Genomic DNA, 22,318 nt, shown 5'->3' with positions numbered 1-22,318 from the left:
ATGGCTACGCTCGAACTTCGCAATGTAAACAAGACCTATGGCCCCGGCCTGCCGGACACCCTCAAGGACATCCATCTGTCGATCAAGGACGGTGAGTTCCTGATTCTTGTCGGACCTTCGGGTTGCGGCAAATCGACCCTGATGAATTGCATCGCCGGCCTTGAGACCATCACCGGCGGCGCGATCATGATCGATGACCAGGACGTCAGCGGCATGAGCCCGAAAGACCGCGACATCGCCATGGTGTTCCAGTCCTACGCGCTGTACCCGACCATGAGCGTGCGCGAGAACATCGCCTTCGGCTTGAAGATCCGCAAAATGCCCGCCGCCGACATCGAAGCGGAAGTGGCGCGGGTGTCCAAGCTGTTGCAGATCGAACACTTGCTCAACCGCAAACCTGGCCAGCTCTCCGGTGGTCAGCAACAGCGCGTGGCGATGGGCCGTGCCCTGGCGCGGCGGCCGAAGATTTACCTGTTCGACGAGCCGCTGTCCAACCTCGACGCCAAGCTGCGCGTCGAGATGCGCACCGAAATGAAACTGATGCACCAGCGTCTGAAAACCACCACGGTTTACGTGACCCACGACCAGATCGAAGCCATGACCCTGGGCGACAAAGTGGCGGTGATGAAGGACGGGATCATTCAGCAATTCGGTACGCCGAAAGACATCTACAACAACCCGGCCAACCTGTTCGTGGCGAGCTTCATCGGTTCGCCGCCGATGAACTTCATCCCCCTGCGTTTGCAGCGCAAGGACGGTCGTCTGGTGGCGCTGCTCGACAGTGGCCAGGCGCGCTGTGAATTGCCGCTGGGCATGCAGGACGCCGGTCTTGAAGACCGCGAAGTGATCCTCGGCCTGCGCCCGGAGCAGATCGTTTTGGCGGGCAGCGAGCCGAATGGTTTGCCGACCATTCGCGCCGAAGTCCAGGTCACCGAGCCAACCGGTCCCGATACCCTGGTGTTCGTCAATCTCAACGAAACCAAAGTCTGCTGCCGTCTGGCGCCGGACGTTGCACCGGCCGTGGGCGAGACCCTGACCCTGCAATTCGATCCATCGAAAGTGCTGTTGTTCGATGCCAAGACCGGGGAGCGCCTGGGGGTGGCTGGTCAACCTAAAACCGAGACTCACAGTGCCAATGTGGCGCAATTCAAAGGCCGCTGAAGATTAAAAATGTGGGAGCGAGCCTGCTCGCGATGACGGACTGACATTCAACATCGATGTCGACTGATACACCGCTATCGCGAGCAGGCTCGCTCCCACAAGGGGAAATCCATGGCGGGCGGACTGTCGCCCGTCGCAACCGATGTCACCGCGTTAAATAAAAACAGTTAATAACAATAAAACGAGGATGTAGGGATGAAGAAGAAGAACAACGCTCAGCTTATCTGCCAGTTGTCGGCGATTGCGGCAATGATGCTGGCCGGTAGCGTGCATGCGGCTGACGCGTTCAGCGCCGATTCCGAGTGGATGACTGGCGATTGGGGTGGCGAACGGACCAAGCTGATCGAGCAAGGTATCGACATCAAGATGGACTACGTCGGTGAAGTGGGCGGCAACCTCCACGGCGGCTACAACAACGACAAGACCGCACGTTACGCCGATCAGTTTGGCCTGGGCGTGGCGCTGGACCTGCAAAAGCTGTGGGGCTGGGATAACACCCAGGCCAAGATCCAGCTCACCAACCGTAACGGTGAGAACATCTCCAATGACCGTGTCGGCGATCCGCGTGCCGGCACCTTGAGTTCGTCTCAGGAAGTCTACGGCCGCGGCCATATGGTCCGTCTGACTCAATTGTGGATCAAGCACCAGTTCCTCGACGGTAAACTGGACGTCAAAGCCGGTTACTTCGGCGAAGGCGAAGACTTCAACACCTTCCCGTGCGAGTTCCAGAACCTGGCGTTCTGCGGTTCCCAAGCGGGTAACTGGGCGACCAACATCTGGTACAACTGGCCGGTCATGCAGGCTGCGGTTCGCGTGAAGTACAACATCTCGCCTGAGTTCTATGCGCAGATCGGCGCGTACAACCAGAACCCGTCGCAACTGGAACACGGTAACGGCTTCAAGCTCAGCGGCAGTGGCACTGCCGGCACCGTCTTGCCGGTCGAACTGGTCTGGTCGCCGAACCCTAACAACCTGCCCGGCGAATACCGTGTCGGTTACTACAAAAGCACAGCCAATGCCGATGACGTCCGCAAGGATGAAAACGGCAATGATGCAGCCACCAGCGGTAACGCCTATCGCAGCCACGATAGCAAGCACGGTTACTGGTTCGTGGCCCAGCAACAGCTGACCGACCACAACGGTGACAAGAGCCGCGGTCTGACCGTTTCGGCCAACGCCACGTTCCACGACAAGGACACCAACTTCGTCGACAACTACCAGTCGCTGATGTTTGTGTACAAAGGCCCGTTCGATGCACGTCCAAAAGATGACGTCGGTATCGGTTTCGCCCGTATCCATGTCAACGACGACGTGAAGAAAAACGCCGAGCTGGTCAACGCCTCCAATGGTGTTACCGAGTACGAGGATCCACTGTTCTCGCCGCTGCGTACCACCGAGTACAACTACGAGATCAACTACGGCTTCCACGTTACCAACTGGCTGACCGTGCGTCCTAACCTGCAGTACATCACTCACCCAGGTGGTGTTGATGAGGTCGACAACGCGCTGGTCGCCGGTCTGAAAATTCAGTCGGTGTTCTAACGTTGTTGCGATAAGCTCCTCTCTATGTGCGCATTTTTGCGGACAGCCCAGGCTGTCCGCTTTTTTTTGGGGGCTGCGCACCCCGGGTGATTTTCAGGACCGTGGCACATGCATGAGCATCCGCTACAACGCTTCTTCAAATCCTTGCGCGAACGTCCGGTGTTTGCGTGGGAGCGCTATCAGAAGCGCGACGTGCTGGTGATCGACCATCCGCTGTGTCAGGCGGTGTTCAGTCGGCAGGGTGCGCAGTTGCTGCACTTCCAGCCAAAGGGTCAGAAACCCTGGCTTTGGTGTGCGGCGAAGTGGCCCCAGGTCGGCGCGATTCGTGGTGGCGTTCCGGTGTGCTGGCCGTGGTATGGCCGTCATCCGAGCGAAAACGCCTGGCCGTCCCATGGCTGGGCACGGTTGATCGACTGGAAGCTGCTGGACAGCAGCACTGATGACGATGGCGTGCGCTTGCACTGGCAACTTCAGTTGTGCGACTGGCAAGTGGACCTGCACGCGCACTTGGGCGAACGCATGGATTTACGCCTGAGTACCGAGCATCAGGACAGTCTGCCGTGCCAATTGAGTCAGGCGTTGCATGCGTATTGGCGTATTGGCGATGTCGGCGAGGTAGCGCTGTCTGGCCTCGACGGGGCGCAGGGTTACGACCAGTTGAACCGTCAGATTTGTCATCAGGAAGGCGAATTGCGGGTAGAGGGTGGCTGTCAGCGGGTGTTCCAGCATGACGGCGAATTACAGATCAAGGACCACGCCTGGCAGCGTGAGTTGTGCATCGATACCGGCAACCATGCGGACACGGTGGTCTGGCATCCAGGCTCACGGCCGTTGCTGGGAGTGAGCTGGAATGAGATTTCGGAATTTGTGTGTGTTGAAGCCGCGAGTGGCGGGACCGATAGCCTGAGCCTGGCGCCGGGGGAGAGGGCGCATTTGAGTTTGCAGGCGCGGGTTGGGGCTTAAGATCAAAAGATCGCAGCCTCGTTTCACTCGACAGCTCCTACAAGGGGTCGTGTAAACCTGTAGGAGCTGTCGAGCGAAGCGAGGCTGCGATCTTTTTAATTAAACTCATCCCCGATCGGATACCGACTGGCATTCAAGCTTTCCTTGATCTTGCGCAAATGCGGCTGGAAATCCACGCCTCGGCGCAAGGTCATGCCGGTGGCGAGCACGTCCAGCACGGTCAGCTGAATGATCCGCGACGTCATCGGCATATAGATGTCGGTGTCTTCCGGTAGCGGAATGTTCAGGCTCAACGTGCTGGCCTTGGCCAGTGGCGAACCCTCGGCCGTCAGGCCCAGTACCGATGCACCGTTTTCCCGGGCAATACGCGCCACTTCCACCAGTTCGCGGGTACGGCCGGTGTAGGAAATGATCACGAACAACTCGCCGGTGTGCGCCACCGACGCAATCATGCGCTGCATCAGCACGTCCGCGTGGGCGGTGACCGCGAGGTTGAAGCGGAAAAACTTGTGCTGCGCATCCAGCGCCACCGGGGCCGAGGCGCCGAGGCCGAAGAAGTGGATCTGCCGGGCCTGGATCAACAGGTCGACGGCGCGGCTGATCAGGTTCGGGTCAAGCGCCTGTAATGCACTGTCCAACGAGGCGATGGCGCTGCCGAAAATCTTTTTGGTATAGGCCTCCGGATTATCATCGGCCTCGACCGCACGGCTGACATACGCCGCGCCACTGGCCAGGCTCTGGGCCAATTGAAGCTTGAGTTCCGGGTAGCCGCTAACGCCAAACGAACGGCAGAAACGGTTGACCGTCGGCTCGCTGACTTTAGAGGCCTGGGCGAGGGCGGCGATGCTGAACCGGGTGGCCTGCTCTGGGTTGAGCAGGATTACTTCGGCGACTTTGCGTTCTGCCTTGTTCAGGTCTTCAAGGCGATTCTGGATCTGTTCCAGTAAATTTCGCACGCGGTCCATATATGTTCCTTAGCTCCGCAAACATGAGAGCAATGCAAATAAGGGCCCCGGCTATGCAAATTGGGACTTTGATCGGGCCCGTAACGGTGGCCTATCCTACTGATGGCTCCGACCGTCCACCACTCGGAATCTGTATTTTGCGAAAATGTTATGGTTATTACTACATTTTCCCTTGAGTGATGCCTTAAAAAAAGGTATTTGTAGCTTAACTTGATAAAAGAACAAACATCATGCCTTCTATTACGGTTGAACCGTGCACCTTTGCCTTGTTCGGCGCCCTCGGCGATCTGGCCCTGCGCAAGCTGTTTCCTGCCCTTTATCAGCTCGATGGCGCAGGCCTCTTACACGAGGACACGCGAATTATCGCGCTGGCCCGTGAGCCTGGCAGCGAGCAGCAGCATTTGGCGTTCATCGCCTCCGAGCTGCGCCGCTACGTCGTCGCCAAAGAGCTGGACGAAGCCGTGGTCGAACGCTTTCTGGCCCGCCTGAGTTACCTGCACGTCGACTTCCTCAAGGCTGACGATTACGTCGCCCTGGCCGAAATGGCCGGCAGCGCCCAGCGAGTGATTGCCTACTTCGCGACACCGGCCGCCGTTTACGGCGCGATCTGCGAGAATCTGTCGAAAGTCGGTCTGACCGAAAACACCCGCGTGGTGCTGGAAAAACCCATCGGTTCGGACCTGGAATCCTCGCGCAAGGTTAACGACGCCGTGGCGCAGTTCTTCCCGGAGAACCGCACCTACCGCATCGATCACTACCTGGGCAAAGAAACCGTCCAGAACCTGATCGCCCTGCGTTTCGCCAACAGCCTGTTCGAAACCCAGTGGAACCAGAATTATATCTCCCACGTGGAAATCACCGTGGCCGAGAAGGTCGGGATCGAAGGCCGCTGGGGTTACTTCGACAAGGCCGGCCAGCTGCGGGACATGATCCAGAATCACCTGCTGCAACTGCTCTGCCTGATCGCCATGGACCCGCCGGCCGACCTGTCCGCCGACAGCATCCGTGACGAGAAAGTCAAAGTGCTCAAGGCGCTGGCGCCGATCAGCCCGGAAGGCCTGACCACTCAGGTGGTGCGCGGCCAGTACATCGCCGGTTACAGCGAAGGCAAATCGGTTCCCGGTTACCTGGAAGAGCCAAACTCCAATACCCAGAGCGATACCGAAACCTTCGTTGCGCTGCGTGCCGATATCCGCAACTGGCGTTGGGCCGGCGTGCCGTTTTACCTGCGTACCGGCAAGCGCATGCCGCAGAAGCTGTCGCAGATCGTCATCCACTTCAAGGAACCGTCCCACTACATCTTCGCTCCCGAGCAGCGCCTGCAAATCAGCAACAAGCTGATTATCCGCCTGCAACCGGACGAAGGCATTTCCTTGCGCGTAATGACCAAAGAACAAGGCCTGGACAAGGGCATGCAGCTGCGCAGCGGTCCGTTGCAGCTGAATTTTTCCGACACTTATCGCAGCGCACGGATTCCCGATGCCTACGAGCGGTTGTTGCTGGAAGTGATGCGCGGCAATCAGAACCTGTTTGTCCGTAAAGATGAAATCGAAGCCGCGTGGAAGTGGTGTGACCAGTTGATCGCCGGGTGGAAGAAATCCGGTGATGCGCCCAAGCCGTACGCGGCCGGGTCCTGGGGGCCGATGAGCTCCATTGCATTGATCACGCGGGATGGGAGGTCGTGGTATGGCGATATCTGAATTGAAACTGCCTCAGGGCGTCAGCGCCCATGAGTTCAAAAGCCCGGTGCTGCTGGCCGAAGGCCTGGCGCTGAATGTGGCCAAGCAACTGAGTGACGCGATCGACGCGCGCGGCACCGCGACCTTGGTGGTTTCCGGTGGACGCAGTCCGGTGGCGTTTTTCCAGCACCTGGCCAAGCAGACGCTGGACTGGTCCAAGGTTGTCGTCACCCTGGCCGACGAGCGCTGGGTTCCGGTTGAACACGCCGACAGCAATGCCGGTCTGCTCAAGCGTTACCTATTGCAAGGACCGGCGGCCAAGGCTCAGTTCCTGAGTCTGTACAGCGCCACGGCCAACCTTGAACTGGCAGCCGAGCAGGCGGATCGCTTGCTCGCCGAATTGCCGCCGATCGACGTGCTGATACTCGGTATGGGCGACGACGGTCACACCGCCTCGTTGTTCCCCAACAGCCCGAACCTGGCTGACGCCTTGAAAGCCGACGGCACACGTCGCTGCTACCCGATGCTGGCGCCGACCGTGCCGCATCAGCGCTTGACCATGAGCCGTGCGCTGCTGGCGTCGGCCAAGACCACCGTTCTATCGATTTCCGGTCAGTCCAAGCTGACCACTTTGAGTGCCGCATTGGCCGGTGACGATGTCGCCGCCATGCCGATTCGCGCGTTTCTGCAACCTACGTTAGAGATTTACTGGTGCCCATGAGCCAAGGAACAGCCGCTATGAAAACCCCATCCCCGACCGTTTCCATGGCGGACAAAGTTGCCCTGATCGACAGCCTCTGCGCCAAGGCGCGGATCCTGCCGGTGATCACCATCGCTCGCGAACAGGACATCCTGCCACTGGCCGATGCCCTCGCGGCCGGTGGCCTGACAGCCCTGGAAGTGACACTGCGTTCGCAGTTCGGCCTCAAGGCCATCCAGATTCTGCGCGAGCAGCGTCCGGAGCTGGTGACCGGTGCCGGTACTGTGCTGGATCGCAACATGCTGGCGGCTGCCGAAGCGGCCGGTTCGCAGTTCATCGTCACGCCGGGCATCACCCGTGACCTGCTGGAAGCCAGCGTCAACAGCCCGATTCCGCTGTTGCCAGGCATCAGCAACGCCTCCGGCATCATGGAAGGCTATGGCCTGGGTTACCGCCGCTTCAAGCTGTTCCCGGCGGAAGTCAGCGGCGGTGTCGCGGCTATCAAAGCTCTGGGCGGTCCGTTTGGCGAAGTGAAATTCTGCCCGACTGGCGGCGTCAGCCCGGCCAACATCAAGAGCTACATGGCGTTGAAAAACGTGATGTGCGTGGGCGGTAGCTGGATGCTTGATCCCGAGTGGATCAAGAACGGCGACTGGGCCCGCATTCAGGAATGCACCGCCGAGGCACTGGCGCTGCTGGACTGATCGGCTTTTACCAAACACTTCGTTGTGTGTTCTACGGCTTTACGGTGCGCTTGGTCGGTGCACCGTTTTTTTTTGCCCGGTGAAAACTCTTTTGGCGGTCGACTCGCTCTTTGTAGCAGCTGTCGAGCTTGCGAGGCTGCGTTCGGCTGCGTAGCAGTCGTAAAATCAGAGATTGCGGTACGTCAGACAGACCGCGTAAGCCGGATTCACGACTGCTATGCAGCCGAACGCAGCCTCGCAGGCTCGGCAGCTGCTACAGATCGACATCATGCGATACATAGTTACCGCATCTCGCTGCTCGGCCAGCGTTAACCTGCGTTCATCTTATGGAAGAGAGAACGTCATGGACGACAACAACCCGGTTTCATCCTCACCAGCGGTTTACCTGCTTTCACCCGAACAGATCGCCGGTCCTTATTTCCGAAATCCGAAATTGATCAGAAGAAACATCAGCGAAGGCATGGACGGTATTCCCTTGGTGCTGAGGCTGACGATCGTCGATGCCATGACCGGTCAACCAGTGACTGACGCGTTAGTGGATATCTGGCACTGCAACGCCCGCGGTGCGTATTCGGGCTGGAGCAAGGTCAATCCGGATAAGGAAGTCGACGTCGATGACATCGGCTCGATCCCGCGCACCGACGACGACACTTACCTGCGAGGCGGGCAATTCACGGACAAAAACGGCATCGTGCGGTTTACCACGATCTATCCGGGGTTCTACGCCGGCCGTGCCCTGCACATTCACGTCGTGGTACGCATTATGGAAGGCAACAACTACCTGGAAGAGAGGCATGTTGCCTGGGTCGGTCAGCTCTACTTTCCCGAGGTGGCCTCACGCTTGGTACTCAACGCCAGGGAGTACCGGGGGCGGGCCGTTTCGCCACTGACCAACGATCAAGACTTTTTCTATGAAAACATGGGCGGCGAAGCTTCGACCTTGAACGTTCACATCCTGAGTCGAGACTCGAATAAAGACGGCTACTTCGGGCACACGACCATAGGCATCGACACATTCGCGGTATCGACGCAGATCAAGCCCGAGGACTTCGACAAACACACCGTGTGACGTCAGCGCAGTTCGGTCAGCGCCCGGGCCAGTAGATCCATGTCTGCACCCGTGGTGGTAAGTCCCGGGGTTATGCGAATGCACGGACCACTCGCGGCACCACTGCGCGCCACGGTAAACAGGTTGTAGTCCTTGAGCAGCCGCTCGACCATCGCCTGTTGATCGGCATGCCGGGTAAAGCGCATCGAAGTGATGCCGCAATACAGTCGCGGGTCGTCCGGGGTCATGACTTCGATCCCCGGCAACTCGCGTACCGCGCTCACCCAGCGGTTGCGCAGGTAATTGAGCCGAGCGCCCTTGGCCGCGGAACCGCCCATGGCCAGATGTTCCTCGAATACCTGCGGCAGGGTCAGCAGCGCCGGGATGTTGGGCGTGCTGTACGGCGTGCGGGCGCGAATGTCGGTGACCGGGAAATGCATCTCGCCCATGTCCGGGTCGATGTCGGCCAGGCGTTCGGGGGCGATGTAAATGAAGCCCAGGGTCAGCGGCGCACCGATCCATTTGTGTAGATTGAAACCGGCGAACGCGATCCCAAGGTTATCGAGATTGAACTGGATCTGGCCGAGCGCATGGGCACCGTCGAGGATTACGTCGATACCGTGTTCTTTGGCGGCTGAGGCAATCGCCTGCACCGGCATCACCAGCCCGGTGCGGTGAGTGACGTGAGTCAGGGCCATCAGTTTGAGTCGCGGATAACGCTCGAAAGCTTCGCGGTAAGTGGCCAGCAAACTGTCGAAACTGGCAGGGTGCGAGTGTTCGATCTCGATCACTTCGACACCGCGATGACGTGCCAGCCAGTGCATGGCCCCTTTGACCGTGTCGTACTCCAGATCACACATCAGCACCTGATCGCCCGGCATCAGACGGTTGTAGTTGCGGATCAGCGATTGCAGACCGTCCGAAGCGTTGCGGGTGAGGGCGACGGTGTCGGCTGGAACGCCAACCAGTTCGGCAAGCTGCGCGCGGATTTCAAGACTTTCGCCCTGTTCGAAGCGTTGCCGCACGTGCACCGAGTTGCTGCGGTTGATCAGTTCGATGTTGCGCTGATACTCCTCGACCACCGTGCGCGACATGCGCCCGAAGTATCCGTTTTCGAGGTTGACCGGGCCGGGTTCAACCGCGTATCGGTCGGCAAAGGTTCGCCAAAAGGCTTCGTCACGGGCGCGGCGGGTATTATCGGGCATGGGTTACTCAATCAGGGGCCAGGTCTGGGTGTCGGGTCAATGGCGAGGGGCGGGTTTGCCATGTTTGGCGCGCAGGGGTTCGAGCAACTCCGACAGGCCGTTGTGATCGATTTCCTGCATCAAGGCCAGCAAGCCGCCGAGTTCGCCATGGGGGAAACCTTCGCGAGCGAACCAGTTCAGGTACTGGCCGGGGAGGTCGGCAATGATCCGGCCCTTGTATTTGCCAAAGGGCATTTCACGGGTAATCAACAGTTCGAGCTTTTCAGGATTCATCAATCAGTCGTCTTGATTCAAACAGTCTGGAAAATACAGGCATTCTGCATGCAGGCCAAATGACAGATCATGCAAATAAAGCGGATACAGTTTTCGCGTTAATCGATAAGCAGTTGAAATATAAGGAATAACTTATCAATTTAAAGCTGGCATGCAGGATGCAACACCTATTGCATCTTTCATCAACCCGCGAGGAATTGAAAATGACCGACATGAATAAAGAAGCCATCTCTGTACTCAACGACCTGATTGAAACCAGCAAAGACGGTCAGGAAGGGTTCAAGACTTGCGCTGAAGACATCAAACACCCAGAACTGAAATCGCTGTTCATGCAGCGTTCCGCCGACTGCGCCACTGCGGCTTCCGAACTGCAAGCGCAGGTGCATGCGCTGGGCGGCGATCCGGAAACCTCCACCAGTGTCAGCGGTGACCTGCACCGTCGCTGGGTCGACGTGAAAGCGATGTTCACCGGCAAGGATGAAGAAGCCGTGCTGAACGAAGCCGAACGGGGTGAAGACCATGCACTGAAGGCTTACAAAGAAGCCATCGAAAAAATCAACAAACACAACCTGGTGGGCATTCGTGACCTGGTTGAACGTCAGTACCACGGCGTGCAACGCAATCACGATCAGGTAAAAGCCCTGCGTAACCAGGCGCGAGCACGCTCATAAGCGTTCGTTGCCTGTCAAAAACGCCAGCCAGTCTGGCGTTTTTTTGTGCCTGGCGTTCAACGATGAAATTAGCCTTGTAGGAGCTGCCGAAGGCTGCGATCTTTTGACGGTATAGAGGTCGCCGGACAGCAAGATCAAAAGATCGCAGCCTTCGGCAGCTCCTACCGTTAAATCGCCTTTCCAAGAGTCCTTTACGTGCCTATCACTTTGCAGGCTTTGTTTGCGCCTGACCGCCGCGCCTTACAGTTCGCGATCAAAACCTTGATCGGCGGCGGCCTGGCGCTGTGGCTGGCATTACGCTGGGGTCTGGAGCAACCGGCATGGGCGTTGATGACGGCGTTCATCGTCGCCCAGCCCTTGTCGGGGATGGTGGTGCAGAAGGGCCTGGCGCGGTTGCTGGGGACTCTGGTCGGGACGATCATGTCAGTGGTGTTCATGGGGTTGTTTGCCCAGACGCCTTGGCTGTTTTTGTTGGCTTTGGCCTTATGGCTAGGGCTGTGTACGGCAAGTTCGACCTTGCTGCGCAGCGCCTGGTCCTATTCATTCGTGCTGGCCGGTTATACGGTGGCGATCATCGCGCTGCCGGCCATTACTCATCCGCTGACGGTGTTCGATCAAGCCGTGGCTCGCTGCACAGAAATCTGCCTGGGCATTCTTTGCGCCACCGCCGCCAGTGCGCTGCTCTGGCCGATGCGGGTCGAACGGCAACTGGCGGATCAAGCGCGGGCAGCGTGGCAAAGCGGTATGAACGCCGCGCGTGCAACCCTGGCCGGTGATGGTCAGGCGCGTAAAGGCTTACTGGAAATCCTCGGGAGAATCGTCGCCGTCGATGCACAGCGCGAGCATGCCTGGTTTGAAGGAAACCTGGGGCGGCAACGAGCCCGCGCGATCAGCGGCTTGAGTCAAAAGTTGTTGATGCTGCTGCGCATCGCCCGTTCGGCGCGTCGTCAGTGGAAACAATTGGAACCCCAGGAAGCCGAGCAGCTGTTGCCCTGGATGACGGAGGTCCAAGAGGCGCTCAATAGCGCGGATACCGTGACCCTGCAGGCGCTGCGGCCGAGGTTGCTCGACGCTTCCCACGACGCGCACATCAGCTCCGCGCAAAGTTACTGCCTGGCCCGTTTCAGCTTGTTGCTCGACACCGCCATGGCGGCGACTGCTGCATTGAAAGCGGTGGAGGAGGGCAAGGAAACAGTCGATCCACCGAGAACCCTGACACCACACCGTGACCTGTCATTGGCGCTGATTTTCGGTGCCCGTAGTGCCCTGGCGTTTCTGGTGGTCTCGTGCTTCTGGTTGGCGACCGCCTGGCCCGCCGCCTCCGGCGCGCTGCTGTTGACGTGCGTGGTGTGCAGTCTGTTTGCCAGCCGCGAGAACGGCGCTCAGATCGGTATGAGTTTTATGCGCGGGATCTTCCTGGCGATTCCGGCCGCGTTTATCGTCGGGCAGATTCTGCTGCCGCAATGGAGTGGTTTTGCCTTGCTGTGCATGGGCATGGGCGTGCCGTTGTTCCTCGGCGCGTTGGGCATGGCGAAACCGCAGATCGGTGCGACGGCTACCTCATTTTGTCTGCACTTCATCGTGCTGGTCTCGCCGCTCAATGCGATGAAATTCGATGTTGCGACGTTCTTCAACAGCGCTCAATCCATCGTGGTTGGTGTCGGCGCCGCCGTGCTGGCGTTCCATTTGTTGATCCTGCGCAACCCGACGTGGCATGGCCGACGTTTGCTGGCGGCGACCCTCGACGATCTGGTGCGCCTGACCCGGCGCAATCTGCGCGGTGCCGAAAGCTGGTTTGGCGGGCGCATGGCCGACCGCTTGCTGCAATTGGCGCGGCACTATCCCGAGTTGCCGGAACCGGCGCGCAGTCGCTGGGACGATGGCTTGCTCGGCCTGGACATCGGCGACGAACTGCTGCATTTGCGTTTGAGTCTGGCGGTGGCGCAGGCACCGGTCAGTGCGCCTCAACGGCGTTATCTTGAACAGCTGGAAAAAATCCTCGAGCAAGGCCCGGCCGGCAGTCGCGCCGAGGCGTTGGCGCAGCCGAGCGAAGAATTCTTGAAGACCTTGTACGCATTGCCCCCCAGCGATGCGGTGAAACTGGCCCAAGGCGCGGTGCTGCAATTGCAAAGCAGCTGGCGCGCCTGGTGCCGTCAACAGGAGCAAAGCCATGGGCTTGCGTGAGTGGTCGGTGGGTGGCGTGCTGCTCAGTCCGTTTCTGATTTATGTGCTGCTGGCGCTGCTCGTCACCGGAGCCTTGCGCATGCTCTTGCGCCTGACGCCGGTGGGCCGCTGGATCTGGCACGAAGCATTGTTTGATTGCGCCTTGTACGTCTGTGTATTGACCTTGATCACCGTCGTCCTCGGACCTTTATAAGGAGTTGAAAATGCGAACACCGATACGTGTCGCGGTGACCTTGTGCCTGGTGGCGGCGGCGATATTTGCCGGCTTTCATTTGTGGCAGTACTACATGCTCACGCCTTGGACTCGGGATGCGCGGATCCGCGCCGACGTGGTGGTGATCGCGCCGGACGTCTCGGGTTGGGTGCGTGAGCTCAAGGCTTTTGATAACCAGCAGGTCAAGGCCGGCGATTTATTGCTGAGCATCGACCGCGATCGTTTCGAAGCGGCGCTGGAGAAAGCCCAGGCGGTGGTGCAGACCCGCCAGCAGCAACTCAATCTGCGCGAACGCGAAGCCAGCCGCCGCGCTGCCCTCGGTCCGCAGGCAATCAGTGCCGAGCTGCGCGAGAACGCGCAAATCAACGCCGGCATCGCCCGAGGCGAACTGCGCGAAGCCCAGGCCGAAGCCAAGGTGGCGGAACTCAACCTCGCCCGTAGTCAGGTCCATGCGCCCCGCAATGGTCACATCACTAACCTGCGTCTGGCCGAAGGCAACTACGTGAATGCCGGGCAATCGGTGATGGCGTTGATCGACGATTCGACTTTCTATGTGCAGGCGTATTTCGAAGAAACCAAGCTGCCACGGATTCGTGTCGGCGATCCGGTGAAGGTCTGGTTGATGAGTGCGGGGGAGGCGTTGCAGGGGCATGTGGAAAGCATCAGTCGCGGGATTACCGATCGCAATACCACGCCGGATGGGCAGTTGCTGGCAGAGGTCGAGCCGACGTTTAACTGGGTGAGGCTGGCGCAGCGGATTCCGGTACGGATCAAGATTGATCAGTTGCCGGAGGGGATGAATTTGAGTTCGGGGATGACGGCGAGTGTGCAGGTGCAGGAAGGGCCTTAAGATCAAAAGATCGCAGCCTCGCTTCACTCGACAGCTCCTACAGGTATACGCGAAACCCTGTAGGAGCTGTCGAGTGAAGCGAGGCTGCGATCTTGAAGCAATCAGCCAATACTGATAGCAGGCAACGTCGGCAACGTCACCGTCTGTTGCTTACGCGGGGCCAGAATCTCCGCCTCACCATCCACTACCAACTCATCGCGCTGGTTAAACACGCGAGTGGCAATCCGCACACGAAACTTCGGCAGCTTCTCGAGAATCTCCAGACGCACAGTCAGCGTGTCGCCAATTTTCACCGGCTTCTGAAAGCTCATTTGCTGACCGATATAAATAGTCCCCGGCCCAGGCAACTCGCAGGCAACGGCAGCGCTGATCAGCGCACCGCTGAACATGCCGTGAGCGATGCGCTCCTTGAACATGGTGCCGGCGGCGAATTCAGCGTCCAGGTGCACCGGGTTGTGATCGCCGGACATCGCGGCGAACAACTGAATGTCGCGCTCTTCGACCGTCTTGCTGTAGCTGGCGGTCTGGCCGACTTCAAGGGCCTCGTAAGGGGTGTTGGTAACCTGGGTCATCTGTTTCAATTCCTGTCACGAAAAAATAAATTCAAAAAAACTATTCCGATCTGGGTGGCCGGCGGTGGCTCAGCGCCTGGGCAATCCAGCTCAACACGTCATTGATCACTTCATCGCGGTTGCTCTCGTTGAACAGTTCATGCCGTGCTTGCGGGTAAATAGTCAGTTGCAGGCTCTGGCTGCCGGCAGCGCGCAGCGCATGGGCCAGATCTTTCAGACGCTTGCCATCGCTCACCGGATCACATTCACCGCCGATGACCAGCAATGGCAGGCCCGGATCAATCTGAGCGAGATTGGACGCTTTGCTGATTTGCTGCAACCCACCGAGCAAATCGATCCACAGCTGATTGGTGCAGCGAAAGCCGCAGAGCGGGTCGTTGGCGTACAGGTCGACCTGGGCCGGGTCGCGGCTGAGCCAGTCGAACTGCGTGCGCGCCGGTTTGAATTTTTTGTTGAACGAACCGAACGACAGCCATTCGATCAGCGCGCTGCGACCCTTCGGGCCCTGACGCAAACGTTCTAACCGCGCAATCTGGCGCGCCGCGCGATAGAGCGCCACCGGTTGGAAGTTCGACCCGCTGAGAACGGCCCCGTGCAGGCTGGCGCTGTGGTGCAGCAGATAGGCCTGGGCGATGTAGCTGCCCATGCTGTGACCGAGCAACACAATCGGCACTCCCGGATGTTGTTGGCCGATGTGCTGGTTGAGGCTCGCCAGGTCGCCGACCACCTTGCACCAACCGTCATCGTCGGCGAAATGGCCGAGTGTCCCGTTTTCGGCAGTTTTGCCATGTCCACGCAGGTCCGGCGCATACACACCGTAGCCCTGATCACAGAGTTTTTCCGCCAGTCGCGCGTAGCGGCCACTGTGTTCCGCCATGCCGTGGGCCAGCAGGATCACTGCTTTTAAAGGCGCGGCGGGCAGCCACTGGTTGACGAAGAGGCGGCTGCGGTCGCTCGCGGTCAGCCAGAAAGTGTCGTGGATCATGGCGGTTCCTTTGCGTAGGGCTGCATGGGGCATGGGCGTCGTTGCATTGTATAGCGCATCCAAAGCGTGCCGTCTGATCAGGCCACGCCACGGCAGCAAGATTCACACGATCAATGTCGACCGTGCGCATATTTGCCTGATTCGTCATAGCTGCTAGTGTCCGTGGAGTCCCGCTTTTTCGCTCTTTGTTTTGAAGAAAGACAGAAAAGCGGCCCCGGATAGGTTCAGGTAAAGAGGACAAGAACAATGCAACCTGATTTCTGGAATGACAAACGCCCGGCCGGCGTGCCCCTGGACATCGATCAAGGGGCCTATAAGTCGGTGATCGAGGTGTTCGAGCGTTCCTGCAAGAAATTTGCTGACCGCCCGGCATTCAGCAACATGGGCGTAACCCTGACCTACGCCGAACTGGAACGCTACAGCGCAGCGTTCGCCGGTTACCTGCAAGCCCACACCGACCTGGTGCCCGGGGATCGCATTGCGGTGCAGATGCCCAACGTCCTGCATTACCCGATTGCCGTATTCGGAGCCCTGCGAGCCGGGCTGATCGTGGTCAACACCAACCCGCTGTACACCGCGCGGGAGATGCGTCATCAGTTCAAGGACTCCGGTGCCCGGGCGCTGGTCTACCTGAACATGTTCGGGGCCAAAGTCCAGGAAGTGCTGCCCGACACCGACATCCAGTACCTGATCGAAGCCCGGATGGGCGACCTGATGCCCACCGCCAAGGGCTGGCTGGTCAATACGATGGTGAGCAAGGTCAAGAAGATGGTCCCGGCGTACTCCTTGCCGCAGGCCACTTCCTTCAAGAGCGCGCTGCGCCTGGGCCGGGGCCTGGGCATCAAGCCGCTGAAGATCGGGCTCCACGACATCGCCGTGCTGCAATACACCGGCGGCACCACCGGCCTGGCCAAGGGCGCGATGCTGACCCACGGCAACCTGGTGGCCAACATGCAGCAAGTGCGGGCGTGCCTGGAGCAGTTCGGCAATGACGGCCAGCCGCTGTTGCGCGAAGGGCAAGAGGTCATGGTCGCGCCGCTGCCGCTGTACCACATCTATGCCTTCACGGCGAATTGCATGTGCATGATGGTGTCGGGCAACCACAACGTGCTGATCACCAATCCGCGAGACATCAAGGGCTTTATCAAGGAGCTGACGAACTGGCGGTTCTCGGCCCTGCTGGGGTTGAACACCCTGTTCGTTGCGCTGATGGATCACCCGGACTTCAAGACCCTGGATTTCTCCAGCCTCAAACTCACCAACTCCGGCGGCACCGCGCTGGTCAAGGCCACGGCCGAGCGTTGGGAACAGCTCACCGGTTGTCGCATCACCGAAGGTTACGGCCTGACCGAAACCTCGCCGGTGGCCTGCACCAACCCGTACGGCGACAAGTCGCGCCTCGGCACGGTTGGCCTGCCGGTGCCGGGCACCACGCTGAAAGTCATCAACGATGAAGGCGTCGAGCAGGCGCTGGGCGAGCGCGGCGAACTGTGCATCAAGGGCCCGCAGATCATGAAGGGCTACTGGCAGAAACCCGAAGCCACCGCCGAAGTGCTGGATGCCGAAGGCTGGTTCAAGTCTGGCGACATTGCGGTAATCGATCCGGACGGTTTTGTGCGCATCGTCGATCGCAAGAAAGACATGATCATCGTCTCGGGTTTCAACGTGTACCCGAACGAGATCGAAGACGTGGTCATGGCTCACCCGAAAGTCGCCAACTGTGCGGTGATCGGGGTGCCGGACGAGCGTTCGGGGGAGGCGGTGAAGCTGTTTGTGGTGGCCCGTGAAACGGGTGTCAGCCTTGAAGAGCTGAAGGCCTACTGCAAGGAAAACTTCACGGCGTACAAAGTGCCCAAGCACATTGTTCTGCGAGAGTCGTTGCCGATGACGCCGGTGGGCAAGATATTGCGGCGGGAGTTGCGTGATATCGCGTAACCGCTCGTAGACCGAGGTGCTGCCAAAAGATCGCAGCCTTCGGCAGCTCCTACAGGGGATCGCACTCCTTTGTAGGAGCTGCCGAAGGCTGCGATCTTTTGCTTTTAAGCCCCATATTTATGGGGCTTTCAAGGCTGTATAGAATTTTTGCTCTAAAATGACTGCCGGCCATTCTTGAGTCATTAAAGTGACCGTAGAGGCCGATTTTGGCTCTGGTCGGCCCTTGGCAAAGCTGCTACTCTCGGCGCGCTTTGTGACTTCTCGGCCTATATAAATAGCCAGACTCACCAACAAACACACACCAATAATAATCGCATCAAATGCGGTGATGAAATTCGCGTTGCTGAGGAGTGGGCTTCCATGATCGAAGACTTTTGGAAGGATAAGTACCCTGCCGGGATTGCTGCCGACATCAATCCGGACGAGTATCCGAATATTCAGGCAGTGTTGAAGCAGTCCTGCCAACGCTTTGCCGACAAACCGGCGTTCAGCAACCTGGGCAAGACAATCACCTACGGTGAACTGTACGAATTGTCCGGTGCCTTTGCCGCGTACCTGCAACAGCATACCGACTTGCAGCCGGGCGATCGAATCGCCGTGCAGTTGCCCAACGTGTTGCAGTACCCGGTCGCCGTCTTCGGTGCCATCCGCGCCGGGCTGATCGTGGTCAACACCAACCCGCTGTACACCGCGCGGGAAATGGAACACCAATTCAACGACTCCGGTGCCAAAGCCCTGGTCTGCCTGGCCAACATGGCGCACCTGGCCCAGCTCGTCGTGCCGAAAACCGGCGTCAAGCACGTGATCGTCACCGAAGTGGCCGACCTGCTGCCGCCGCTCAAGCGCCTGCTGGTCAACAGCGTCATCAAGTATGTAAAGAAGATGGTCCCGGCGTATCACTTGCCCAAGGCCATCAAGTTCAACGACGTATTGAACAAGGGCCACGGCCAGCCAGTGGCTGAAGCCAACCCGGCCAGCAGCGACGTTGCCGTGCTGCAATACACCGGCGGCACCACCGGCGTGGCCAAGGGCGCAATGCTGACCCATCGCAACCTGGTGGCGAACATGCTGCAGTGCAAGGCGCTGATGGGTTCCAACCTCAATGAAGGTTGCGAGGTCCTGATCACGCCGCTGCCGCTGTACCACATCTATGCCTTCACCTTTCATTGCATGGCGATGATGCTGATCGGCAACCACAACATCCTGATCAGCAACCCGCGCGATTTGACGGCGATGGTCAAGGAGCTGTCGAAGTGGAAGTTCAGCGGTTTCGTCGGGCTCAATACGCTGTTTGTCGCGCTGTGCAACAACGAAGGTTTCCGCAAGTTGGATTTCTCTGCACTGAAAGTCACCCTGTCCGGTGGCATGGCCCTGCAACTGGCCGCCGCCGAGCGCTGGAAAGCGGTCACCGGTTGCGCCATCTGCGAAGGTTACGGCATGACCGAAACCAGCCCGGTGGCCACCGTAAATCCAATCCAGAACATCCAGATCGGCACCATCGGTATTCCGGTTCCGTCGACCCTGTGCAAAGTTATCGACGATGCCGGCGTTGAACAGCCGTTAGGCGACATCGGCGAGCTGTGTGTGAAAGGTCCGCAAGTGATGAAGGGCTACTGGCAGCGTCAGGACGCCACCGATGAAATCCTCGACAGCGAAGGCTGGTTGAAGACCGGTGACATCGCGCTGATCCAGCCTGACGGTTACATGCGCATCGTCGATCGCAAGAAAGACATGATTCTGGTCTCCGGTTTCAACGTGTACCCGAACGAACTGGAAGACGTGCTGGCGACCCTGCCGGGCGTGCTGCAATGCGCAGCCATTGGCGTGCCGGACGAGAAGTCGGGCGAGGCGATCAAGATCTTCATCGTCGCCAAACCGGGCGTGACGCTGACCAAGGAACAGGTGATGGAGCACATGCGCGCCAACGTCACCGGATACAAAGTGCCGAAAGCCGTGGAGTTCCGCGATGCGCTGCCGACCACCAATGTCGGCAAGATCCTGCGCCGCGAGTTGCGCGACGAAGAGCTGAAGAAGCTCGGCGTCAAGAAGGTAAGCGCGTAACAACAAAAGCCCCGCAGATGCGGGGCTTTTTGTTGAAGATCAAAAGATCGCAGCCTTCGGCAGCTCCTACATGGATTGGTGTACACCTGTAGGAGCTGCCGAAGGCTGCGATCTTTTGCTGTTACAGGCGGAACTGCGCGAAATTGACGTTGGTACCCGCCGGGCGCATGTCCTGGAGGTACGAGTCCTTGTCGGCGCTCAGTTCCAGGCTCAGGGCCGCTTTGCGTTTACCTTCGTTGCGCACCACCAGACCTTCGAGCTTCTCGCGCAGGAACACCGTCGGCACTTTCAGGTGCAGCAGTTCGTCGGTATCCGGGGTGTGCATCAGCAGGTGAACCCATTCGTACTGACCAATGGCCAGGCGCGCGACCGGAATATCAAACCACCAGATGTTGCGGTTGCGGTTCAATTCGGTGAAATGGCAGTTGTTGACGCCAAGCACAGCACCGCCAAGTTCCTGGTTTCTGCGGGCAATGGCCTGCTTTTTATCGAGTTTCATAACATTCCTACGGGATTGGATCTTCAGCGCCATGGCCTGAATACGTTGCGCATTCTCGGGGGTTGGTCGGCAAACATAAAGCCCAACCTGCACTGAACGATGAAATGTCGCCGTGAAAATAAATGAAACTCCACGCAAACGCCTCCGGTCAACCTTGTGTAACGACTTTTTCCGTTGAATGTTCACAGGAGAAAACACCATGAGCAGCACTGGCGATAAAGCAAAAGGCTTGGCCAACGAAGCAGTCGGCAATGTCAAACAAGGCGTCGGCAAGGCCACCGGTAACGACAAAATGCGCACCGAAGGCGTGGTGCAGGAAAGGAAAGGCGAAGCCCAGCAAGCGGTTGGCAAAGCCAAAGACGCGATCAAGAAAGGCATAGACAAGGCGTGATCCGGTCTTTGATGAACGTAAAAACGGCCATCCGCGGATGGCCGTTTTTGCGTCAGCCTGAACTTGCACAAGGAAATTGTTTCAAACTCGCCAAGTAGGCTACTTTGATGTAGAAAACGGCCCCTGAGTCGCCACGACTTCAACCTTTTTGCGGCGAAAGGAGACGCTAATGTTTTTCCCTCACATGAAAGGTCAGCGCCTGCACCGTGTCATGGTGCGCACGATCACCGAGTTCGTCGACGACGAGATGTCGACCTATGCCTCGGCGTTGGCCTATCAGATGCTGTTCTCGCTGTTCCCCTTCATTCTTTTCCTGATTGCCCTGATCGGTTTCCTGCACCTGCCGGACTTCTTCTCCTGGCTGCGACTGCAATCGGAACTGGTGCTGCCGCCCCAGGCGCTGGAACAGGTGAACCCGGTCATCGACCAGCTCCAGCAATCCAAGGGTGGCTTGCTGTCGGTCGGTATCGTGATTGCCCTGTGGACCGCGTCCGCCGGTGTGCGGCTGATGATGAGCGCGATGAACGCCGCCTACGACGTGGTCGAAGGCCGGCCGGCGTGGAAGCGTTTCCCGCTGTCGATTTTCTACACCATCGGCATCGCCGGCATGCTGCTGGTGGCCGCTGCGCTGATGGTGCTCGGGCCGCAGGTGATGGGCTGGATCGCCTCGCAAGTCGGCCTCGAAGACTTCATCGTGACCCTCTGGACCATCGTGCGCTGGCCGGTGGTCGTGATTCTGTTGATGATGGCGGTGGCGCTGATTTATTACGTCATGCCCGACGTCAAACAAGAGTTCCGCTTCATCACCCCGGGCTCGGTGCTGGCGGTGGTGGTGTGGATCATCGCGTCGGTGGGTTTCGGCCTGTACGTCAAGACGTTCGCCAACTACAACGCCATGTATGGCAGTATCGGCGCGATCATCGTGCTGCTGCTGTACTTCTACATTTCCGCCGCGGTGCTGTTGCTCGGCGCCGAGATGAATGCCGTGATCGAACACATGTCGACCGAGGGCAAGGATGATGGCGAAAAATTCCCCGGCGAGCACAGCCACGAACCCAAACACCACGTGTCGGGACTGGGTCGGGATCACTCGATCAAGCCGACCACTGACGAAGTCATCAAATGATCCGTGAAATTCTGAAAATGGGCGACGAGCGCCTGCTGCGCATTGCCCCGCCGGTGCCTGCCGAAATGTTCGACAGCCCGGAGCTGTGGCAACTGATCGACGACATGTTCCAGACCATGGAAAGCGTCGGTGGCGTTGGCCTGGCTGCGCCGCAGATTGGCGTCGACCTGCAACTGGTGATCTTCGGTTTCGAGCACAGCGAACGCTATCCGGACGCCGAAGCGGTGCCGCAGACGATTCTGATCAACCCGTTGATTACGCCGTTGAGCCCGACGCTGGAAGAGGGTTTCGAAGGGTGCCTGTCGGTGCCCGGCCTGCGCGGCGCGGTGGATCGCTATCAGCAGATTCGCTATGAAGGTTTCGATCCAAAGGGCAATCCGATCGTGCGTGTTGCCGAGGGGTTTCATGCGCGGGTAGTGCAGCATGAATGCGATCACCTGATCGGCCGGTTGTACCCGTCGCGCATCACTGATTTCAGCAAGTTCGGGTTTACCGACGTGATGTTCCCGGATCTCGATCCGAACGCCGACGACTGATCCGAAAACACCACAACCCCCTGTGGGAGCGAGTCTGCTCGCGAAAGCGGTGTG

Annotated in this window: 22 protein-coding genes; 16 read left to right on the top strand and 6 right to left on the bottom strand. The window is 58.9% G+C overall.

What is annotated here, in order from left to right:
• The 3 genes from EAH74_RS05255 (at position 1) to EAH74_RS05245 (ending at position 3,666) form a co-directional block, all read left to right on the top strand.
• Entirely contained in the window at positions 1 to 1,161 is a 1,161-nt protein-coding gene (locus EAH74_RS05255) for an ABC transporter ATP-binding protein (RefSeq protein WP_140676756.1), read from the top strand.
• Positions 1,162 to 1,356: 195 nt separating this feature from the next.
• A complete protein-coding gene (locus EAH74_RS05250; RefSeq protein WP_123367206.1) occupies positions 1,357 to 2,703 on the top strand; it encodes a carbohydrate porin in 1,347 nt (448 codons plus the stop codon).
• A gap of 108 nt (positions 2,704 to 2,811) precedes the next feature.
• Positions 2,812 to 3,666 carry a D-hexose-6-phosphate mutarotase gene (locus EAH74_RS05245; protein WP_140676751.1) on the top strand — a complete coding sequence of 285 codons (855 nt, stop codon included), beginning with the start codon at positions 2,812 to 2,814 and terminating at the stop codon, positions 3,664 to 3,666.
• Between the two features lie 95 nt (positions 3,667 to 3,761).
• On the opposite strand, the gene EAH74_RS05240 is transcribed toward EAH74_RS05245, so the two are convergent.
• Positions 3,762 to 4,622 carry a MurR/RpiR family transcriptional regulator gene (locus tag EAH74_RS05240; RefSeq protein ID WP_173667542.1) on the bottom strand — a complete coding sequence of 287 codons (861 nt, stop codon included), beginning with the start codon at positions 4,620 to 4,622 and terminating at the stop codon, positions 3,762 to 3,764.
• A gap of 239 nt (positions 4,623 to 4,861) precedes the next feature.
• Between EAH74_RS05240 and zwf the strand changes: the two genes are divergently transcribed.
• The 4 genes from zwf to EAH74_RS05220 all read left to right on the top strand — a co-directional run bounded on the left by zwf (position 4,862) and on the right by EAH74_RS05220 (position 8,783).
• On the top strand, positions 4,862 to 6,331 hold the full coding sequence (gene zwf, locus EAH74_RS05235; RefSeq protein ID WP_008151108.1) for a glucose-6-phosphate dehydrogenase: 1,470 nt from the start codon (positions 4,862 to 4,864) through the stop codon (positions 6,329 to 6,331).
• Positions 6,318 to 7,031, top strand: coding sequence for a 6-phosphogluconolactonase (gene pgl / locus EAH74_RS05230; RefSeq protein WP_140676748.1), 714 nt, complete (start codon positions 6,318 to 6,320; stop codon positions 7,029 to 7,031). The genes zwf and pgl overlap by 14 nt, the downstream gene beginning before the upstream one ends.
• Before the next feature lie 17 nt (positions 7,032 to 7,048).
• Positions 7,049 to 7,714, top strand: a complete 666-nt coding sequence (locus EAH74_RS05225; RefSeq protein ID WP_140676745.1) for a bifunctional 4-hydroxy-2-oxoglutarate aldolase/2-dehydro-3-deoxy-phosphogluconate aldolase — start codon at positions 7,049 to 7,051, stop codon at positions 7,712 to 7,714.
• Between the two features lie 343 nt (positions 7,715 to 8,057).
• The gene (locus EAH74_RS05220; RefSeq protein ID WP_140676742.1) at positions 8,058 to 8,783 is read left to right on the top strand and encodes an intradiol ring-cleavage dioxygenase; all 726 of its coding nucleotides are present in this window, start codon (positions 8,058 to 8,060) and stop codon (positions 8,781 to 8,783) included.
• Positions 8,784 to 8,785: 2 nt separating this feature from the next.
• On the opposite strand, the gene EAH74_RS05215 is transcribed toward EAH74_RS05220, so the two are convergent.
• Together EAH74_RS05215 and EAH74_RS05210 are read right to left on the bottom strand one after the other, a co-directional pair.
• A complete protein-coding gene (locus EAH74_RS05215) occupies positions 8,786 to 9,967 on the bottom strand; it encodes an aminotransferase class V-fold PLP-dependent enzyme (protein ID WP_140676738.1) in 1,182 nt (393 codons plus the stop codon).
• A gap of 36 nt (positions 9,968 to 10,003) precedes the next feature.
• Entirely contained in the window at positions 10,004 to 10,240 is a 237-nt protein-coding gene (locus EAH74_RS05210; protein ID WP_007949456.1) for a DUF3820 family protein, read from the bottom strand.
• Between the two features lie 203 nt (positions 10,241 to 10,443).
• Here EAH74_RS05210 and EAH74_RS05205 point away from each other — a divergent pair, with 203 nt between their 5' ends.
• From EAH74_RS05205 to EAH74_RS05190, 4 genes are all read left to right on the top strand, one after another.
• Entirely contained in the window at positions 10,444 to 10,911 is a 468-nt protein-coding gene (locus EAH74_RS05205) for a ferritin-like domain-containing protein (RefSeq protein WP_140676735.1), read from the top strand.
• A 195-nt stretch (positions 10,912 to 11,106) separates the two neighbouring features.
• Positions 11,107 to 13,095 (top strand): FUSC family protein, encoded by a 1,989-nt coding sequence (locus tag EAH74_RS05200; protein WP_140676732.1) that lies wholly within the window; start codon positions 11,107 to 11,109, stop codon positions 13,093 to 13,095.
• Positions 13,082 to 13,288, top strand: a complete 207-nt coding sequence (locus EAH74_RS05195; RefSeq protein WP_008151119.1) for a DUF1656 domain-containing protein — start codon at positions 13,082 to 13,084, stop codon at positions 13,286 to 13,288. The genes EAH74_RS05200 and EAH74_RS05195 overlap by 14 nt, the downstream gene beginning before the upstream one ends.
• Before the next feature lie 10 nt (positions 13,289 to 13,298).
• Complete coding sequence (locus tag EAH74_RS05190) at positions 13,299 to 14,159, top strand: efflux RND transporter periplasmic adaptor subunit (RefSeq protein ID WP_140676729.1); 861 nt, start codon at positions 13,299 to 13,301, stop codon at positions 14,157 to 14,159.
• Positions 14,160 to 14,260: 101 nt separating this feature from the next.
• Here EAH74_RS05190 and EAH74_RS05185 read toward each other — a convergent pair whose 3' ends face one another.
• A complete protein-coding gene (locus EAH74_RS05185; protein WP_008151121.1) occupies positions 14,261 to 14,731 on the bottom strand; it encodes a MaoC family dehydratase in 471 nt (156 codons plus the stop codon).
• 40 nt (positions 14,732 to 14,771) lie between these two features.
• A complete protein-coding gene (locus EAH74_RS05180) occupies positions 14,772 to 15,716 on the bottom strand; it encodes an alpha/beta hydrolase (protein WP_140676726.1) in 945 nt (314 codons plus the stop codon).
• A gap of 246 nt (positions 15,717 to 15,962) precedes the next feature.
• Here EAH74_RS05180 and fadD2 point away from each other — a divergent pair, with 246 nt between their 5' ends.
• Both fadD2 and fadD1 read left to right on the top strand, forming a co-directional pair.
• Positions 15,963 to 17,651 (top strand): long-chain-fatty-acid--CoA ligase FadD2, encoded by a 1,689-nt coding sequence (fadD2, locus tag EAH74_RS05175; RefSeq protein ID WP_140676723.1) that lies wholly within the window; start codon positions 15,963 to 15,965, stop codon positions 17,649 to 17,651.
• 360 nt (positions 17,652 to 18,011) lie between these two features.
• The gene (gene fadD1 / locus EAH74_RS05170; protein ID WP_140676719.1) at positions 18,012 to 19,712 is read left to right on the top strand and encodes a long-chain-fatty-acid--CoA ligase FadD1; all 1,701 of its coding nucleotides are present in this window, start codon (positions 18,012 to 18,014) and stop codon (positions 19,710 to 19,712) included.
• A gap of 121 nt (positions 19,713 to 19,833) precedes the next feature.
• On the opposite strand, the gene EAH74_RS05165 is transcribed toward fadD1, so the two are convergent.
• A complete protein-coding gene (locus EAH74_RS05165) occupies positions 19,834 to 20,211 on the bottom strand; it encodes a hypothetical protein (protein WP_033056806.1) in 378 nt (125 codons plus the stop codon).
• Positions 20,212 to 20,410: 199 nt separating this feature from the next.
• Here EAH74_RS05165 and EAH74_RS05160 point away from each other — a divergent pair, with 199 nt between their 5' ends.
• The 3 genes from EAH74_RS05160 to def all read left to right on the top strand — a co-directional run bounded on the left by EAH74_RS05160 (position 20,411) and on the right by def (position 22,264).
• A complete protein-coding gene (locus EAH74_RS05160) occupies positions 20,411 to 20,602 on the top strand; it encodes a CsbD family protein (RefSeq protein WP_129437765.1) in 192 nt (63 codons plus the stop codon).
• Between the two features lie 169 nt (positions 20,603 to 20,771).
• Positions 20,772 to 21,728: a YihY/virulence factor BrkB family protein gene (locus tag EAH74_RS05155; protein WP_140676716.1), complete on the top strand. Its 957-nt coding sequence runs from the start codon at positions 20,772 to 20,774 to the stop codon at positions 21,726 to 21,728.
• The gene (gene def / locus EAH74_RS05150; protein ID WP_123367191.1) at positions 21,725 to 22,264 is read left to right on the top strand and encodes a peptide deformylase; all 540 of its coding nucleotides are present in this window, start codon (positions 21,725 to 21,727) and stop codon (positions 22,262 to 22,264) included. Before EAH74_RS05155 ends, def begins: the two co-directional genes overlap by 4 nt.
• Positions 22,265 to 22,318 lie beyond the last annotated feature (54 nt).

It is taken from the genome of Pseudomonas mandelii (assembly GCF_006438925.1).
GTDB classification, from domain to species: domain Bacteria; phylum Pseudomonadota; class Gammaproteobacteria; order Pseudomonadales; family Pseudomonadaceae; genus Aquipseudomonas; species Aquipseudomonas mandelii_C.
Note: the sequence above shows the minus strand (reverse complement) of the source record. Positions and strands in the feature narration are given on the sequence as shown.